Origin of the sequence: Bacillus sp. BPN334, from assembly GCF_008368885.1 — a bacterium.
Taxonomy (GTDB): domain Bacteria; phylum Bacillota; class Bacilli; order Bacillales; family Bacillaceae_G; genus Bacillus_A; species Bacillus_A wiedmannii.
Genome location: NZ_QOZW01000001.1, coordinates 58,948 through 76,389, shown reverse-complemented (window position 1 = coordinate 76,389; position 17,442 = coordinate 58,948). Strand labels below are relative to the sequence as shown.

Below are 17,442 nucleotides of genomic sequence, written 5' to 3'. Positions count from 1 at the left end.
GCTATAAAAATGAGTATTGTTATTGATATTGCAGAAGGAAAGAAGATTGTACCACATATTGTATTAGTAGGTGCTGGAGGAAACGGAGGATTAATTTTACAACATATTGCTCAAATGATGAGTATTTTTCAATTAGACGGAGAAATCGTAGTTGCAGATCCAGATACGGTTGAAGAAAAAAACCTTGGAAATCAACTCTTTATTCGACCTGATGTTGGTAAATACAAAGCAGAAGTACTGGCTCGTCGATATAAAGCTGGCTATAACGTTCCTATCTCTTCCTTTACGTCACAGTACATAGAAGACATAGAAACAATGCAGCAGTTGTTTGGTAATAAATATGATTTATTAAAAAAACAACATAAAGACGACCACTTGTATCTGCCAATTGTAATTGGGGCAGTAGATAATATGTTTTCTCGTGAGGTCTTTCATCAATTCTTCCATCAATCGGATAATCTTCTTTACATCGATGTAGGGAATACAGCTGTAACCATCCCTGATAATTGGAGAGAAGTAAATAAAAGACATTGGACACCTCAACAAATAGCTGATTATAAAAACAGTGGTTATAACGGGCAAGCAGTATGTGGAGTTAAATTGAATGGCGAGGTCATTCTTTCACCGCTTGGTGATTTATTTCCGGATGCTTTTACGAAAAAAGAAACGGCTCCAAGTCAATTAAGTTGTTCCGAATTAGCTGCTTCAGAACCACAGCGCGTTATTACCAATAAGTTCGCTGCCATGACTGTTGCTCAATTCGTCAACGAACTCTTTGATGAAGGTACCGTATCGAATCACTATATCATTTTCCAAGCTCAAAAGGCTTTTATGAAAGCTGCACCAATTAAGGGGTAATGATATAGGAGGGGACAACATGAGAGTGTATCAATTAGATTCCACTCAATTACAACACAGTTTAACACCAACAAACATGTGTAATGGTGTTCTACAATACTACCAATATAAACAGTATACCGTTGTATCTGTACTTGATTTATCAAAGCAAGATTCCGAAATGATACCATTGCTTCTGGCTTGTTTAGCAGAGGCTTTGATACATTTCAATCCGGATTCTTTTTTAGCGAAGGATGAATCTAGCATTTTATATTGGTGTAGAAAGAACTTTAAAGGATTTCATAGTATCTCTGACGATGGATTTCTACAAGATTTCAAGCAGATATACGAATGTTATCAAGCATTGCAGAACGTTGGGAAACAAGAGAAAAATATAAAAATAAATATGTAATAGCAAGGAGAAGAGAAACGCATGTATAATATACTTAAACGTCAATATAATGACTTTATCCGAGGAGTGATTCGGATTAACGAAGAAGTACAAAGGGAATTGGACCTATTGGTGCAAAAGATTCGTGAAACTGTATCTTCTGTCCAAAAAATCATCCTTTTTGGCTCTCATGCATATGGCACACCAAATGAAGACAGTGATTTTGATCTCTGTATTGTTGTGGAAGGTGTCGGAGAAAGAAAAAGGGAAGTCATTAATCGTATCAATTGGGGGATTTATGATGTTATGGAAACACCAGTTGATATTCTAGTGTATGGACCAGAAGAGTTTCAAGAACGTGCTAGCCGTACCGTTACTATGGAACATAAGATTGCACTAGAAGGGAAGGTCCTATATGAGAAATACTGAGGATCTAAAAGAGTGGGTATTTATTGCAAAATCCGATTTAGATTCTGCGAGTTACCTAACTCACATGAAACCTTTCCCTACTGCAATTATCTGTTATCATAGTCAACAATGTGTGGAGAAACTTCTAAAAGGATTTCTTGCACTAAATGGTAGAACAGTCCCAAAAACTCATAACCTTCTAATGCTGCACAAATCGTGTCGGAAATTAAATGAGGAATTCTCATTGATTTTAGAACAGTGCGTGCAGCTAAATGGTTATGCTACAGACATTCGTTATCCGTATTTTGAAGCACTTACTGTTCAAGATGGATTAATCGCTATACAACATGCTCAAAAAGTAATGAGTTTTTATATGGAAAAGTTAAACAAGTTGAATATACATGAAATCACAGTTGATTAAAAATAGAGGATATACATAAAAGAGAGTGCCTATTAAATAGGGACTCTCTTTTTCTATCTAAAAAAAAAGAGGAGGAATGCTCCACGGCAGTATGAAATGATACTTTGCTATGGGGATAACAATATAATGATGGATATATATAAAGAAATTAAAGAAGAAATGAAAAAAGTCTATTTATCTCGAGATTGTTGTTTTGTAGGTTACAGTGGGGGAAAAGATAGTTCTGCCATGTTGACGTTACTATGGGATGCAATTGCCGAACTACCACTAGAGGAACGTACAAATCCAGTTCATATCTTAACTTCCGAAGTTGGAGTAGAAACACCTGCTATGACGGCTTATATCTCACGGACATTACAAAAGATCCAGGAGAATGCAAATGAGCAAAACCTACCATTTATCGTTCATGGTGTGCAACCACTTATGAAAGAATCATATTGGTATAAGGTAATAGGCAGAGGCGTTTTACCACCGAGCGGAAACAGTAGATTGAGATGGTGTACCGACTCTCTTAAGGTCAAACCGATGCAGCGAAAGATGAAAGAAATCTTAATAGCTTCTCAAACTACTACTGCAGTAGAATGCTTTGATGAATATGATGGTGTGCTTATGCTGGCCGTTCGTAATGAAGAGAGCGCTCGAAGAAGACATAGTATTCAAAAGCATGAGATAAGTAATGATTCCTTATTTTCACGTCATAATGACATGAAGAATATCCTCTGCTTTAACCCAGTTAAATTTTTAACCGGTGATGAAGTATGGATGTTACTTTTAGATAGAGGGATACTGCCTTTTGGTGTGGATGTGGAAGAAATGAGCATACAGTATGGACAAGCTATGTTTGAATGTGGCATAAAAACAGGTGGGAAGCAGCAGGGAAATGCTTGTGGAGCTGCAAACTCACGTAGTGGATGTTGGACTTGCCTAATGATGAATGGTGAGGATAAAATGCTAACCCAACTTATAAGTGAAGGGTATACGGACTATGCTTATCTACAATCCTGGAAAAGCTTCTTACGTTCTATGAGAAACGATATTCGGTATCGGAACGTTATGAATAGACGAAGCCTGCAAACGCTCCTTAGAAAGGAAAATAAAAGGGATTCAGACTTGTTTTCCATATGTAATCATGTTGAATATGATTATATTATGTTTGATCGTACAGAAAAAGGAGACTACGCACCAGGAGGACTAACAGTAGAAGGTAGAAGAATGCTTTTAGAGTATCTACTTTATATTCAACAAGAAATGAATACGAGTCTTATATCTGAAGAAGAAATTGAGGCAGTACTACAAGGCTGGTATGACACAGATGGTATTCGAGTATATCGAGATGAATTGGAGCCAATACATCACGCATGTCTTGGTGAATTGGTGTTCAAACCTGATTGTACAATAAATGAAGAAAAAACGACGTCTCCATTCCCTGTGTTTTTCGTGGAAATTGATGTTCATTTAGGGAAGCAGGAGATATTTCGTTGGATGAAAGAACTACAGAAAGTTACGCAACAGAGTTTTTTCTTTTTCCCTTCAAATTATTCTAATGCTTCTGCAAAGCTTACATGGAACAAACTAACCTTTGTTGTCTCTAGGTTTGATATAACAGAAGCAAGAGATGCTGAACGCATTGTACGCAAATGGTTAGGCATGGAGATGTACTATGGTAAGAAAGAAGGGCAGCATAAACAGATGCTTATTCGGCTCTTAATTCAAGCTATGCAGAACGAGCCACTGTTTGAAAAAGAAAAACCTAGTACGAAACTTTTGTATGCTGCTGAGTTTACAAATAGACTTGCTAGGTTAATAGGAGAAAGGGAACCTTTATCCGAAGAGACCAATTATCTAATCGCAAATATTCTTAAAGAATTGGGTGTCATTAAAATACAATAGATTAATATAATAATTATATGTTATTTTAAGGATAAAGGTCTTTACAATATCTCTCTTTTAATAAAAAAAGTGATTAGGATAATAGAAATATAGTATTCGAGGAGGGTTTCTATGACAGGACTTAATTTTAAAGACAAATGCATTCAAATCTTAGCCACAATTCCAACAATAGTATTTTTTATTTGGAGTATGTACTACTGCTTTCATCTATTTGTAGGAAGAGATATTCCTGGTGTATCTCCCTTTTCAAATTTAATACTAGGGTTTGTTACACTATTTATGGGAATAGGCGGCCTTGTTAATTTAATGAAGCCTAATGTAGATGCTGTCGAGTTCGCCGTAAAGACACTTTGCGGTTTACTTGCCATTAGCGTCATATTATTTGCAGAGAAATTTGTAGACATCGCAAAAATAATCAGTAATTCATTGTAAACAATGTAAAGGGATGAGAAAGTTGTTAAATTAATCTATCGTCATCTTTATCAATGAATTTACAGAAATCATATGTTTTTACACTTCTAAAAAACCCAATTATATTTCATATATAATTGGGTTTTTGTTTTTCTATAGTAAGTTGAAACTATAATTTGAGCGTAGGGAAAGGAATTTAGAATTTCACTTAAAACTCTAATGAAAGATTATAGAGTAAAGTTTAATATGGTTCTGGAAGATGGACGAATTCTAATTGTAGACTAATATGTATAACTAGATTATTACACCAAATAATTAGTTATATAAACACAATAAATATTTCTCATTTTTTAACAAAATTTTCAGTTATTTCCGACAAAACGGTGTCACTACAGTGTTTTACGGGAGTTTAACATCAATTAAATTCACCTAATTCAGAATTTTCAACAATATATATATAGACCTGTTGTTATTTTTTTCCTATAATCAATTTGTAGTTTCGATATTCAATTTTCTGTAAATTCGCGCGAATTGAGAGTTGTTTTGTAATATCCTTTACTAGGTAAAATAAAAACTACAAAAATTAATCATCATTTTATGGAAATAAGGTGATTTTTTGTTTGTTTGCAAAGAACATGTATTAGAAGTGATTCGAAATCTAAATGTGCCACATATTTGTGAAACAGACAAAAATATAAAATGTAGGTATTGTGACCATGTTTCTCAATATGAATTGTATATATTTGATTTCAGGAATATATCAAAAAGATTAAGAATGATCAGTATCCAATAGGTTATGTTATTTTTCAAAAATACTAAATAGATTATTACTCTATAAAAATAATCTTTCCATCTAGATTCTGAAAAGAATACATAATCAGATTATTTCGTTACTTACATTGCGATTTAGTAATGTTCACATTATAATTAAAGGGGAGATTAGTTAATATGGCATCTTATATTATTGGTAAATTAAATTTAAACGAGGAATTATTAAAGAAAGATTTAACTACAATCGCGAATTTTCCAGTTATTCCAGAAGAGTATGATGAATTCAGTTCGGGTTATTGGATGAACAACTCTTTATGGAATGCTTCAAATGATAAAGATGATACAATGTATCGTGATTTTGATCATGCAGCACAACAAACGGAATATGGTAAGCAGTTACCATACATTAACTCACTTCTTGAAGAGTATTTTACTTTTGATAATTTAAAAATGGTTCGCACACGTAATTTAGTGGATGCAATGGTTATCCCACATAGAGATTTCGTTGAATTCTCTCATAGTACAAAGCAACGTTTCCGTGTCTTCTTAGCTTTAGAAGATAATAAAAAGGCTTTCCATTCAGATGAAGAAGCAGTATTTCGTATTAGAAAAGGAGAGATTTGGTTCCTTGATGCAGCAATTGGACATGCAGCTGCTAATTTCTCTAAGGATAGCCGCGTTTTTCTCTGCCTAGATTATGTATTTGATTGTGATTTTGATCCGTCTGATATCTTCAAAGATAAAAAGACATATAATCGTGATTTAGAAAGATTTATTGTTAAACGTGATAAGTTAGATGAAACATTTGAAGAGGAGTTAATTGCTTCACTATCTAAAGTAATTTCAAGGATTAATTTTAGAGATGTTGTATTCTTCTTATCAAAAATTCATTTCGAAAAAGATATCCCTGTTGCGAAATGCTACGATTGGCTAGATCAAATCGCAGAAAAAAGCGGTGATCAGGCAATTATTCAGAAAGCAAAACATTTACGTGAGTACATTATTGAACATCGTAATTTAGGTGAACGCTTCAGTATGGATAACTGGAAAGAAGAAGTTACTGTTTGATTTTAGAACAGATAAAATAAAGTTCTTTACATAAACAACCGATTTTATTTTAATAAAATCGGTTGTTTTACTATTTGTAATGTAGGAAAGGAAAATGGTTCGCATGGAGATTTTAATTGGTATATTGTTTAGTATTTTATGGGCATCAGGTGCTATCGCCACAAAAATTGGTCTTTTATCTTCATCCCCTTTAATGTTTGCAACAACAAGGTTAATTAGTGCCGGTCTTATCATGTTTATCTTTACATATTTTATCAAATCTAACAGATGGCCTAAAGGAGTGGAGTGGAAGCAGTTAGTTGTACTAGGTATATTGAATACCACTTTGTATGTAGGTTGCTGTTTCTTGTCACTAAAGTTGGTATCATCTAGTTTGTTTAACTTATTTATCACAGTAAACCCATTTGTTGTTGCTGTGTTGTCTTCTATGTTTTTAAGTAGAAAAGTAACAAAACAAGAATGGGCTGGCATGTGTATTGCGGCGTTTGGCTTATTTGTTGCCGTATATCCGTATTTAAAGGATACACAAGCCACTGTATCAGGCATCATTATACTCGCAATTGGCATGTTATCTATGGGGATTGGGAGTGTATGTTTCACAAAATATGATATGAAGATTGATCGCCTAGTCATTAATACTTGGCAAATCATCTTTGGTAGTTTATTTGCAGTTCCTTTAAGTTTCTTATTAGATCCAAATCCGTATATTAATTTAGACATGAATTTTGCTATCGGTCTATTTTGGCAGGTTGTTATGACTTCTATAGTATCCATGTTACTTTGGTTTTATTTATTAAAAAAAGATCCAATAAAAGCAAACAACTATCTATTCTTAACACCAATTTTTGGTTATTTACTAGCTTGGTTAATACTCAAAGAAAATATTACAATATATCATCTGTTTGGCGCAATTTTAGTAATTGGTGGTTTGTTAATCTCAGGAACTATGAATATTAAAGACTTACTACGGTCAAAAACAGGAAGTGAAAAACATAAATCTATTTAAATTTGAAATATTTGACTACTCAATTCAACTATATACGTAGTGAATGCTCTTGGTGATTTCTACTGAAATTATCTTGGGCATTTTTTTAAACTTTCTTCCATTCCATTTAAGAATGTATGTAAAAAAGTTACATACGTTATAAAAAGGAGGGAACGGAATGAAAAGACTTTGGTTTGTCCTTTTGTTTTTTATCACTATGCTTACAGGTTGTTCTGTAAAAGATGGAAATTGGTACCCTGTATCACAAGAAGTCATGGCTACTGCACCAAAAGAACTCCCTTTTCAAATATCATATGCTACTAAATTACCTTTCGAAGTAGATTCAATAACAGTTGCAGATGAGAATGCAGAACATGTTACCATCGTTTATTCAAGTAAAGACAATCAGAAATTAATTGTTGAAATAACAAAAGGAAAGAACGTTTTTCCACAAAAATCCTTACAAGAAATCAATACATTTGATAAAACTCGTCAAGCATTCAATCAGCCAAAAAATAAATTACATCATATATACTGGAATGAAAAGGGCGTTCAATATCAAATTTATTCCTCTAATGAAAATAAGAAACAATTAACAAAAGACGAGCTGTGCAAAGTTCAAAAGTCTTTTTCTGTGAAATAGGAGTTTCACTTTTTCCGCAGAAACATATAGAGAGTTCATAAGATTATAAAATTCATCCAAATTATTAATTAAAAACAAAGTTACAGTAATAATAAAAACGAATTTATAAAGAAGATACATCGTTATCATACAGTATAAGTTCCCAAAGTATTTTTCATTGAGTCTTTTTATACAACATCAAATATTGATAATATCTTTTTAAAGATATCTTAGTTTTGAATCCTATTCTACGTACCAATTCATCTTCAGTTATTCCTTGCTTAATAAGTCGGAGAATAAATGTGTTTCTTAACTGCTGTGCAGAAATACGCCTATCTAATTCTGCTCGTTTCACTTCAAGTCGAATCATCTTTTGTATAGCAACCTCAGACAAAGCTTTTGGCGCATTATTTTCGTAAACCCATCGATAAGTACCTCGATTAAAATCAAATGCCACAAATAAGGGATTATTTGTGTGTTGTCGAGGTCTTACGGGTTCAGGGATAGTCGAATAATATTTGTAAAGCTGCTGTGTATCTTCCGCAGTTAAGAATGCAGATCTAGTAACTCCATTTTCCCCTGGAACAATTATAGTGTTCCTAGCAAACTGTATATGGCTCATATTAAGCGATACTAGCTCTTGTAAAGACAAACCGTAGTTTACTATTAAATTAATTATACAAGCGTTTCTATCCATGATTAGAGGCCGATATTTCGCTTGTCTTTCTGTTAGCCCCTTTGTTGATAGAACAGTTTGTTTTAAAAGCGTTTCTTCTAATTCGGTAATAAAATCATTGTCATTTAGTGATTGATCGGGAATTAAAGAGAGATGAATATCATCTAGTGGACTAACTATACCTAAAAACATGTGTAATTTCCTTAAAACCACCCATATCCTGTGTCTTGTTTTAAGAGAATATTCTCGTTTGTTTTCTAACACTAAAAAATAAGCTTGATAATCATCTGCGGATATTTCATTCCATAATTTGATATGTAAAAGCAATTCATTTTCACTCAACCATCTATAAAAATCTTTAATATCGTATGCATAGCGTTGAATCGTAGAATGTTTTCGGCCTTTTGCATTTAAATATGCAGAGAACTCTTCTAAAGTTTTCTCTATGCAAATTGTCTCGTTCATTATAATCACCTAGTTTCTTTGGAGATATTATAACAGAAAATAAATAAAAGACCTGCTACCGCCCTTTGCTACGCACGGTTGCTGGCATATAAAAAATGCAAACGGACAAACAACCCTTTGCATTTTTTATATGTTGATTATTATTTGCAAAGTAAAATGTATAGAGTGATTATGATGCCCCAAAAAGGCACTACAAAAACTAATCCCCAACGTAGTCCGTTAAAAAAACTAATATCGTTATACGTATTTATTTCTGTATAAGTTGTACCTTTTTATGCTGCCATGTTAAATCCTCCAAATATTAATTGTTGAATACAATGACAAAAGGACAAACCTCATCCTGGTAGGGATACATAGGTTTGTCCTTTTGTATGTGGGTAATGATATGTTTAATTACCATTATTATAACGTAATTTACAAATATTTTCAATTAGGTCAGACATCTTATTAACAAGCATACTAGCTATATTAAAAATCTATTATAAATATATATCTTATATATTAAAAAGAAATAAAGATAAAACTTTTATAGGTTATTCAAAATTGAGGTTAGACTTACTCCTGCAAGGGGGAATTTGATATAGGAACAGAAAAAATCATAAATTACAGAACAAGTATCTGTAGATTTAAGGATTGTTAAACTTTTAATTCTACAAAAAAGCAGAAAGAAAATACTATATTTCTACATGAAATCGGAAAGAATTTGATACCAATTGCGTTATATATATTCATTCCTACAAACAAAAGTTATTTTACTTATTTTGTTAACTGAGTTAGTGTTAATCGTTTAATTATCCACATTTCATTCAGATTAGGCTGCTATTTGTTAACATTACTCAGTATTTACACATAACTCACATTATTATTGATGATTTTTATTAGATAAATACAACAACATTAGTCATTACAATGATTTCAGAAAGATTATATCCACATTGGATCATATTTGTCCTCATATCCACTATTTTTATAATTTTCCTTTTGATTTTTTGTAGGTATTATGAGGGAGATTTTAATACATTTGAAGAATACTCCGTAGTATTTTGTGGAGAGTTATGTATTAATAGAGTCGAATTTGTATAGAATTGCATAAAAAAAGACTCCATTTCTCATGAAGTTCTTTCGATTTAATATTTATAAATAGAGTAGTAGGAGGGGATTACTACTCAAACAAACACGAATAGCCCTCCACTTTTGTTTTTTTCAAAAATAGAGAGCTAGTTGCTATTATTTTATTTCAATTGCATTTAGCACCTGATCTGGAGTGGTTATTGTTACACCAGCACGTACTAAACGTTCGAAGGTACGCATAAACTCTAGTAAATTAAACTGTTTTGGTAGCTCAATCACACGCAACTTCTCTTGCGGTAGCTTATCAATTTCTTCAATAAACCATTCACGTATATCACTTGGAATTATGCGTTCTTTATGGCCGCGTGCTTTCAATTTTTCACGCATTTCAATTTCTAAAGCAATATATGCATGGAGATTTACACCTTGATCATATGCATATTTTCTAAATAACGTTTCTTCCTGGTATTTTAAATAATTACGGTGATAAGATTCTTCCGTCACAGGTACCGCAAACTTCTGCTTCAGTAGTGCATGCACATTCTTAAACATCTTCTTAATGTTGTGAAGAGAGTACATAGAATAATGTAAACCGAAATTAAAGACAGCTTGCTCACGGTCACTATTTCTCTCTTTTGGTATATGTTGCGCGATAAGAGGGTAGATACCTTCTTTCGCTGCAGCATCAAGGATTTGATATTGAGATGTTTGATGTAATAGTTTTTTTAATGTATATACAATTTTCGTTGGATATCCTTCTTTTCGATCAACCATATCACGAAGTCCGCGAATTACACTGCGGATTTGACGATGACAAGTATGCTTTAATACATGAATGAATTTATTCATGTCTGCAGACAGTTCACCGATATTCATCTCCTGTAGAACTGCTTCTATAAACTTCGCCTTACGAGCATAGGTAGTTTTTGGTGTAAATGGATCCCTGTGTTGCTCTTCTCCAGCTTCTTTTGTACATAAAAAGTCCGAATGAATAGATAAATATAAGGTTGTATATCGTTTTGTATGTTTTACCCCTTTTTGCATTTTGCAAATTTTGAATAGGGGATTCCCCGTACATGGTAATGCCGTTGTTAATTCGTTAATAACGGCACGAATTTGATGTGGATATTTTTTATGTAAGAAACGATACATCCCACCGAAGTGAGTTTTGTTTCCTCTTTCGTCCTGCTTGTCCAATGAACGCTTTAACGTTGTTTCTGTATGTTGTTGCATAGCAATGTCTAAGAATAGTTTCTTAGATGCTACAGATAGCTTAAAGAAAGCCTTTGTAAATACAACAGGACTAATATATACGTATGGATTTGCTTTTTCTGTTTCCTCATTCATAAAATGAGTCAGCTTGATTGTATATCGGCCATCTACTCCGTTTTCAATGGAGATAATGTTATGTAAGCTTAATTTCTTTAATGCAATATAGAATTGAGAGTGTTGGATATAAGCAAATTCTTCTTTGTATTGCTTGTAATCTTCCCACATCATATGTATTGTTACATTTGGAATGACACCATTAGTAAAGCATTTCTTATGTAGATATAAGAAAACTTCGAGATCAGCATTTGTAATGCCGTATAATTTATGTTTTCTTCCCGTTTTTTCTGCAATTGCAGACATTGCGCGACGTGAAAAAGATGGTTTGGCTTTTTCGACAAAACCTTCAACATCAGCAATACGCTCTTCGTATGTCATGTGCTGCAGAATATCTTCTAAATATGTATCTTTATAGCTATAGTATTTTCCCTCAAATGTTTCCACAAACTTCTGCCAAGATTTTAGTGTTACTAACACGGCATTGGTTGTTTCTCCATTTAAGCTACGTTGACTTCGTATTACAAATGATTTTCCCATCTTTTTCACCTCCGTTCTACAAATTCAGAAATATATGCCAAAAGACTATAAAATATTCCAATTATGATTATAGCAAAACGAATTTTGTAAAAACGTGCCCTTTAAGAGAGTTTTAAAAAAGAGGAAACACACGCTTACCCCTTGAGCCGCAAGGCCTCAAAAAAAAATACAAAAAATTTCATGTGCAACTTTTGTGAAAATATGTTTCTTGTTTCGGTGCTAGAGGAAACACGGAAAGCACAATAAACCCTGATTTAATCACATTTTTTACTAATTGTTCTTTAGTTACGCGCACGACTTGGGAAAAACGTTTCCTGTTTCCCGTTTTTTTACGCGCACGACTTGGGAAAAAAATAGAGTTTATTTATGTTTAAAAAAATAAAGATACAATACAATCATTGATACAAAAGGATTTTCGGTATAAGTATAAAAAAAATGCGCGCATGACTCGGGAAAAATGTTTCCTCTTTTTATTTTATGAGGAAAAACGCATCCTAAAATTAGTGTATTTGGTTGCAGGTGTTTCCTCCTTTTTCGTTATACGCACAACTTGGGAAAAGTGTTTCCTCTGAAAAAAGGAGAAACACTACAAATTGAATCTGTAAAGTTAGCAAGGTATGATTAAATATACTAGTGAAAATATAATTAGATAATTTTTAGATGGAGTTTATATAGTATAGATGTGTAGGGGGAGAATTAATAATGGAACTCAATACAGTGCAAGCTAAACATAGATTAGAGAAAATTATAAAGGAACACAGTGCAGAGCAAGAGCAAGCTCAACATAGATTAGAGAAATTGATAATGGAACACAGAACGGAGGAAGCTATACATAAATTAATAGATGAAGATTTATTTTTTCGTGTTAAAAAAAATAAACTTGCACGTCATTTTTTAAATGAAGTTCTTGAAATTAATGTATTTCAATTGAAAAAAGAGGAAGTCTCTAAGAAACTTTGTGAGAAATATGGATACAAATTAGAGGAGTTACCAAATGAAGAAGAAAAAATGTATCAATTTGTAGCCCACAATATAATGGGAATAAAAGAAAATACAGAGCCTTATGAAGAATTTAATCATGAGGTATTTCTTGTTATGAAGGACTTAAAGAAAATTAATTCTATGATCCTAGAGTATGAATCAAGGCAGCAAGTTATAGATATTGATAGATATGAAAAGAAAAAGTATCAATACTTAGTTGAAAAGCTCTATAAGGCGAAAGATGGAATATGTGAATATATGACAGGAGAAATTAAATCAAGTATATATAAAGAAGTCAAAAATTGGAGTAAACCAAACGGATTTCCTAGCGCCGGTAGCTTTAATAAAATGTTACCCTTTCGATATGCGTTTAGAGGTAGGGAAGAAGAATATGAAATGTCAGTATTTGATGGATTAAATTATAAATTTGAATTTATTACGTTACAGGAACGAAATGAATTGAAACTTCTACACAGTAATAATAAAGAGGAGTTTAATGAACGGGTAGATAGATATATAATTACATATGAAATTGACAATAAAATATTATCTCTTATAGAGGAAAATCATGTGCTTAATAAGAGACAAATGCTTAAACAAGCAATAGAAATATATAAAGAAGATAGAATGGAATTATTCTGCCAGATTATACCTCTTCAAATTGAGGGGATAATATATGATTATTGTATTGAGCTAGGAGTATCTTCATCAAATATTGAACGAACCCCCTTGGATAAAAAAATAGAAGAGATAGTTAAAAAAGATAGAAGGTTCAAATGTCATGAATACTTTAAGTATGATTTTATTGAGCTAAGAAATACAGCTGCGCATGGAAGGTTACATGAGAATGTTAATTTCAAAGCTACTGCAAATATGTTAATTTTAGATTTATTGTATTTATGTGAGGTTTTAAATAGTTCTAGTGCTCTAGTCGTTAACAGAATGAGAAGACTTGTGAAGAGCTTTGAAGAAGACTTTAATAACGATTACTTGCCTATAGACTGGATAGTATACTCGTTTATAGCAAAATACAGAGATAAGTCTCTTCCATCTTTTTATGAGAAGGAAAATGTAATAAAAGAAATAAAAAAATATGCTATGAGCGATAAGTTTTTGGATTATATACATATTCACATAATGCATCCTTTGTTGGTATCAGAATTATCACCGGAAAAGAAACAAGAAATAAAAAAAATAATAGTTTATTTAATGAGTTCAAAAGAAATTAAAGAACGATGTGTAAATATATTGAAATTATTAGCAGATAATTCAAAAGAAGCATTAGTACATGAATAAATATGTTGATGCACCATATCAGGTGGATTGGAGGGAAATATGGATCAGTTAAAACAATTGTTTCAAAATACATTATTAGTGGCATACCCACTATTTCAAAATGTAAAAAATAACGAACGCATCTTCCACAAATGGAAAGGGCTATGCACATTAATTAATAGCGATATAGCTTATATAGATGATCCTATGTATACATCTGCCTCCTTTAAAAAATTTGCAAATTGGATATCGTATAAGGAGTCGCAAGGTGTTGGTATTATGGAAGTTGTTGCTCAAATAGAAGAATACCGACCTGAAGTATTTGAATTACTTGCTAATGATATTGAAAAGGAGTTTGAAATTCCTTTAGTAAAGCAAAAGCGAGAAAAAAAATATACGGAAGAGCAGCAGAACTTTATCGAACATAGTAGTGCTGGGTTCATGTACCATTTGACGGATACAATTGCAAAAAATAATTTTACTGAAGATAAGGAATTAAATGCACATATCGCTGAACTACCAGATAAGAATAATAGTCTTGTAGTGGTATCGTCACGTTTTAATGATGGAGACCTGAAATTAAGAGGTGCAGGGGAGTTAAATAGGTGGAATACATTGGTTGATTCTACTTTTGTTGATCGAGTAATGGATGATTTAACTGCAGATTGTTTAGATATTGTAACCGAGATATGGGTAAAGTCTGCAAGTACAGAAAATAGCCCAGTGCATATAGGTTACGAAGAAATATTAGAAATGTGTAGCATGAAGCAGGTGAGAAATGGTAAGTCCTACTATCGTAAAGAGGACCGTTTAAAGATTATGGAGCGTTTAGCTGCACTGGCAAGTATTTTTATATATGTAAACGAAGACAATGAAATAGTTATATTAAATGATGATGACAATCCAAATGAGTCACTTGCTTATAAAAAGCAACGAGTACGAAGACTATTTGTAATGGATGAAATAGTATTTGCTAAAGATATTGATACCGATGAAATGCTAGGTATTGAAAGTATGAATGTTGCACCTGGAACATTTTTATCTAAGTATTTATATGGATCAGAAAAATTGACTGGTTTGTTGTCTAAAAAGGCTCTTGAATACAACAGTAAACAACAGAGGTATCACAAGAGGTTGACTAGGTATTTAAGTTGGAGATGGCGAATTCAGCAAGCGTATCAGCATTTAGTACACCCTTATTCGATTGGGGGTCCTAAAGGTCTTCTAAGTGTTATGGGTGTAAGCATGGGGCAAAATCCTGCTAGAATAAGAAACGTATTCGAGAAGACGCTTGATGACTTAATGCGTGATGAAGTAATAAAGGAATGGCAATACCAAACACCGATTGATGAGGGGAAATGTTTTGGGCGTAACTGGCTTGAAAATTATTGGTTAAACCTTAAAGTAACGGTTACACCTACTGATGAGTTGGTATCGCTACAGCAAGAGCTTCTACAAAAGAAAAAAATAGCACCTAAAAATAAATTGATGGAAACATTGGTAAAAGAACCCGTAATAGAAGTACTGGGTGTGGAGACAAAAGAAATTCAGCCACCCCAATTGAATCAGCAACAGGTAAATAAGGATATTAATTGGTATCAGCAGAAGATCCAGCAATATAAAGAGGAAAATAAATGTAGTTTAAGGGATATTGCAAAAGAAATAGAGATATCACCATCTAATCTTTCAAAACTATTAACAGGTAAAAGAAAAAGGTTAAGCGAGGAAACATATAATAAATTAGATAAGTGGATTGAGCGTCAAGAGGTAGTTAATTTGTTGTAAATTGTGACTTAATATATAAAGGCTATTGTGGAACTATACATTTTTGTTTATTTAAACCAAAAATATATAGTTCGCAATAGCTTGTTTTATGTTATACAGTTATAAAGTTTGAAAAATAATATCTACATTAGAAGAATAGAGCTTTTCTTATTTCATCAAATGTGATTACTATTTCTCCCTTTACTGATTCGCAGCCTTGTGCAAAAAGTTCGTAGGAAAATGAGAAATTACAATCATCTAGTTCAGTATTCACACCTCTAAGATGTTTTTCTTTAACTGTGACTATAAGGTCAAGATGATATACAGTCCTATAAGTTCCAGGATGAACTGTATCATCTATACCACCAGCAAACATATAACCATTTTTGTTTATATCATTTCGCGTTTGGGGAATAGATTTCAGACCTGGTGTATATTTACGTTCAAGTAGTCGGAGATTTTTTTCTGCTTTGATTTGAATTGCAGGATATATAGCAACATATCTTCCTATATTACGAATACTAACTACAATGGATAACTCATGTATGCTTTCAGGGCCAGAACCAGTAACTGAATGACTTTGTATTTCATAATGCACATCTAAAACTGGTCTTTGCCTTCTACCAAAAGCATCTGAGATATACACATGAGGCATGAGTGAAAAGTTATCCCCCGCTCTCATGTAATATCTATTTTCTCCCAATAGCGCTTGATGCGGAGGTAGTGAACTTTCAGGCACATATGTCACAACAAACCCATCTGTGTTACTCCCGGTTTTAAATATAACTTCATTTTGAATGTTAGGTAGTAAAGGAGTTAAAGCGGTTGGTAGTAAGCCATTTAGTATTGTCTGAAACATTTTCACATTTTTAATTGGAAATTCTTCATTTGCAGCATCTAATCCATTTTTTTTACTTGCGTTTACTCCCCAAACAATGACACCACCAGAGGTATTAGCAAATCCTGATAATGCTTTTACATAGTTTTTTTTATCATCTGTAGTAATTTTGTCATCTGGACCATTACTTTTTCGCTTGAAATCTAAGTAATCTGTTTCTACTTGTTGCTCTTTAATCATACGTATAATTTCGGTATATCCATCTTTTTTTAAGGTTTCAAAAATTAATTCGGCATTATTCATTTTGGAAAATACTCCTTTTTAAGTGTATATTTTTATATAAGAAGATTAAAACCGTTAAGTTTATATTCTCATATAAATAGAAGAATTGTCGAATGAATCGATATATTCACATTTTGGTAGATAAAAGACAAAAAATAAGAAGAGGTTAATTTGCCAAAAGGATCAATAATCATGCTATAGGATAAAAAGAACCATATTGAAATGATTCTTTTTATATGTAATGTCTATTCGAGTTACGAGAATATTTTTTTTGCGTAAATAGTAAATATGCACATTAATGCGTTAGCGATAGCAATTTTTTCGTTAAAGAAAAGTGCTATGAAATATAAAGAGAATAGGAATGCCATAGAAAAAATTTCTTTTTTTGCATTTTTAATTTGAATTAACATATTAAGTACC

The 17,442-nt window shown here is 32.5% G+C and carries 15 protein-coding genes; 11 read left to right on the top strand and 4 right to left on the bottom strand.

The genetic code is table 11. The features are described from left to right. The first annotated feature begins 9 nt into the window (after positions 1-9). From DN393_RS00385 to DN393_RS00345, 9 genes are all read left to right on the top strand, one after another. A complete protein-coding gene (locus DN393_RS00385; RefSeq protein ID WP_149173146.1) occupies positions 10-858 on the top strand; it encodes a ThiF family adenylyltransferase in 849 nt (282 codons plus the stop codon). A gap of 19 nt (positions 859-877) precedes the next feature. After that, entirely contained in the window at positions 878-1,249 is a 372-nt protein-coding gene (locus DN393_RS00380) for a hypothetical protein (protein WP_001267125.1), read from the top strand. A gap of 21 nt (positions 1,250-1,270) precedes the next feature. Continuing rightward, positions 1,271-1,657: a nucleotidyltransferase domain-containing protein gene (locus tag DN393_RS00375; RefSeq protein ID WP_149173145.1), complete on the top strand. Its 387-nt coding sequence runs from the start codon at positions 1,271-1,273 to the stop codon at positions 1,655-1,657. Beyond that, the gene (locus tag DN393_RS00370) at positions 1,644-2,057 is read left to right on the top strand and encodes a HEPN domain-containing protein (protein ID WP_149173144.1); all 414 of its coding nucleotides are present in this window, start codon (positions 1,644-1,646) and stop codon (positions 2,055-2,057) included. Before DN393_RS00375 ends, DN393_RS00370 begins: the two co-directional genes overlap by 14 nt. Before the next feature lie 126 nt (positions 2,058-2,183). After that, complete coding sequence (locus DN393_RS00365) at positions 2,184-3,947, top strand: phosphoadenosine phosphosulfate reductase domain-containing protein (protein ID WP_149173143.1); 1,764 nt, start codon at positions 2,184-2,186, stop codon at positions 3,945-3,947. 111 nt (positions 3,948-4,058) lie between these two features. Then, complete coding sequence (locus DN393_RS00360; protein WP_149173142.1) at positions 4,059-4,379, top strand: hypothetical protein; 321 nt, start codon at positions 4,059-4,061, stop codon at positions 4,377-4,379. A 927-nt stretch (positions 4,380-5,306) separates the two neighbouring features. Next, complete coding sequence (locus DN393_RS00355) at positions 5,307-6,197, top strand: aspartyl/asparaginyl beta-hydroxylase domain-containing protein (RefSeq protein WP_149173141.1); 891 nt, start codon at positions 5,307-5,309, stop codon at positions 6,195-6,197. A 94-nt stretch (positions 6,198-6,291) separates the two neighbouring features. Beyond that, complete coding sequence (locus DN393_RS00350) at positions 6,292-7,203, top strand: DMT family transporter (RefSeq protein WP_179958487.1); 912 nt, start codon at positions 6,292-6,294, stop codon at positions 7,201-7,203. 157 nt (positions 7,204-7,360) lie between these two features. Beyond that, complete coding sequence (locus tag DN393_RS00345; protein ID WP_149173139.1) at positions 7,361-7,825, top strand: hypothetical protein; 465 nt, start codon at positions 7,361-7,363, stop codon at positions 7,823-7,825. Positions 7,826-7,979: 154 nt separating this feature from the next. On the opposite strand, the gene DN393_RS00340 is transcribed toward DN393_RS00345, so the two are convergent. Together DN393_RS00340 and DN393_RS00330 are read right to left on the bottom strand one after the other, a co-directional pair. Then, complete coding sequence (locus DN393_RS00340; protein ID WP_149173138.1) at positions 7,980-8,945, bottom strand: tyrosine-type recombinase/integrase; 966 nt, start codon at positions 8,943-8,945, stop codon at positions 7,980-7,982. Between the two features lie 1,227 nt (positions 8,946-10,172). Next, the gene (locus DN393_RS00330) at positions 10,173-11,882 is read right to left on the bottom strand and encodes a hypothetical protein (protein WP_149173137.1); all 1,710 of its coding nucleotides are present in this window, start codon (positions 11,880-11,882) and stop codon (positions 10,173-10,175) included. A gap of 804 nt (positions 11,883-12,686) precedes the next feature. On the opposite strand from DN393_RS00330, the gene DN393_RS00325 reads away from it, so the two are divergent. Further along, complete coding sequence (locus DN393_RS00325) at positions 12,687-14,159, top strand: hypothetical protein (protein ID WP_149173254.1); 1,473 nt, start codon at positions 12,687-12,689, stop codon at positions 14,157-14,159. Positions 14,160-14,198: 39 nt separating this feature from the next. Further along, the gene (locus DN393_RS00320) at positions 14,199-15,923 is read left to right on the top strand and encodes a helix-turn-helix domain-containing protein (RefSeq protein ID WP_149173136.1); all 1,725 of its coding nucleotides are present in this window, start codon (positions 14,199-14,201) and stop codon (positions 15,921-15,923) included. A gap of 127 nt (positions 15,924-16,050) precedes the next feature. Here DN393_RS00320 and DN393_RS00315 read toward each other — a convergent pair whose 3' ends face one another. Both DN393_RS00315 and DN393_RS31295 read right to left on the bottom strand, forming a co-directional pair. After that, entirely contained in the window at positions 16,051-17,043 is a 993-nt protein-coding gene (locus tag DN393_RS00315) for an AlbA family DNA-binding domain-containing protein (RefSeq protein WP_149173135.1), read from the bottom strand. A 233-nt stretch (positions 17,044-17,276) separates the two neighbouring features. Continuing rightward, positions 17,277-17,432: a hypothetical protein gene (locus tag DN393_RS31295; protein ID WP_179958486.1), complete on the bottom strand. Its 156-nt coding sequence runs from the start codon at positions 17,430-17,432 to the stop codon at positions 17,277-17,279. Positions 17,433-17,442: the final 10 nt, after the last annotated feature.

Coding starts and splice junctions, on each gene's coding strand:
- DN393_RS00315 (WP_149173135.1), bottom strand. CDS start 17,043: ATGAATAATGCCGAATTAATTTTTGAAACCTTAAAAAAAGATGGATAT.
- DN393_RS00320 (WP_149173136.1), top strand. CDS start 14,199: ATGGATCAGTTAAAACAATTGTTTCAAAATACATTATTAGTGGCATAC.
- DN393_RS31295 (WP_179958486.1), bottom strand. CDS start 17,432: ATGTTAATTCAAATTAAAAATGCAAAAAAAGAAATTTTTTCTATGGCA.
- DN393_RS00385 (WP_149173146.1), top strand. CDS start 10: ATGAGTATTGTTATTGATATTGCAGAAGGAAAGAAGATTGTACCACAT.
- DN393_RS00375 (WP_149173145.1), top strand. CDS start 1,271: ATGTATAATATACTTAAACGTCAATATAATGACTTTATCCGAGGAGTG.
- DN393_RS00345 (WP_149173139.1), top strand. CDS start 7,361: ATGAAAAGACTTTGGTTTGTCCTTTTGTTTTTTATCACTATGCTTACA.
- DN393_RS00355 (WP_149173141.1), top strand. CDS start 5,307: ATGGCATCTTATATTATTGGTAAATTAAATTTAAACGAGGAATTATTA.
- DN393_RS00325 (WP_149173254.1), top strand. CDS start 12,687: ATGGAACACAGAACGGAGGAAGCTATACATAAATTAATAGATGAAGAT.
- DN393_RS00340 (WP_149173138.1), bottom strand. CDS start 8,945: ATGAACGAGACAATTTGCATAGAGAAAACTTTAGAAGAGTTCTCTGCA.
- DN393_RS00360 (WP_149173142.1), top strand. CDS start 4,059: ATGACAGGACTTAATTTTAAAGACAAATGCATTCAAATCTTAGCCACA.
- DN393_RS00380 (WP_001267125.1), top strand. CDS start 878: ATGAGAGTGTATCAATTAGATTCCACTCAATTACAACACAGTTTAACA.
- DN393_RS00370 (WP_149173144.1), top strand. CDS start 1,644: ATGAGAAATACTGAGGATCTAAAAGAGTGGGTATTTATTGCAAAATCC.
- DN393_RS00365 (WP_149173143.1), top strand. CDS start 2,184: ATGATGGATATATATAAAGAAATTAAAGAAGAAATGAAAAAAGTCTAT.
- DN393_RS00350 (WP_179958487.1), top strand. CDS start 6,292: ATGGTTCGCATGGAGATTTTAATTGGTATATTGTTTAGTATTTTATGG.
- DN393_RS00330 (WP_149173137.1), bottom strand. CDS start 11,882: ATGGGAAAATCATTTGTAATACGAAGTCAACGTAGCTTAAATGGAGAA.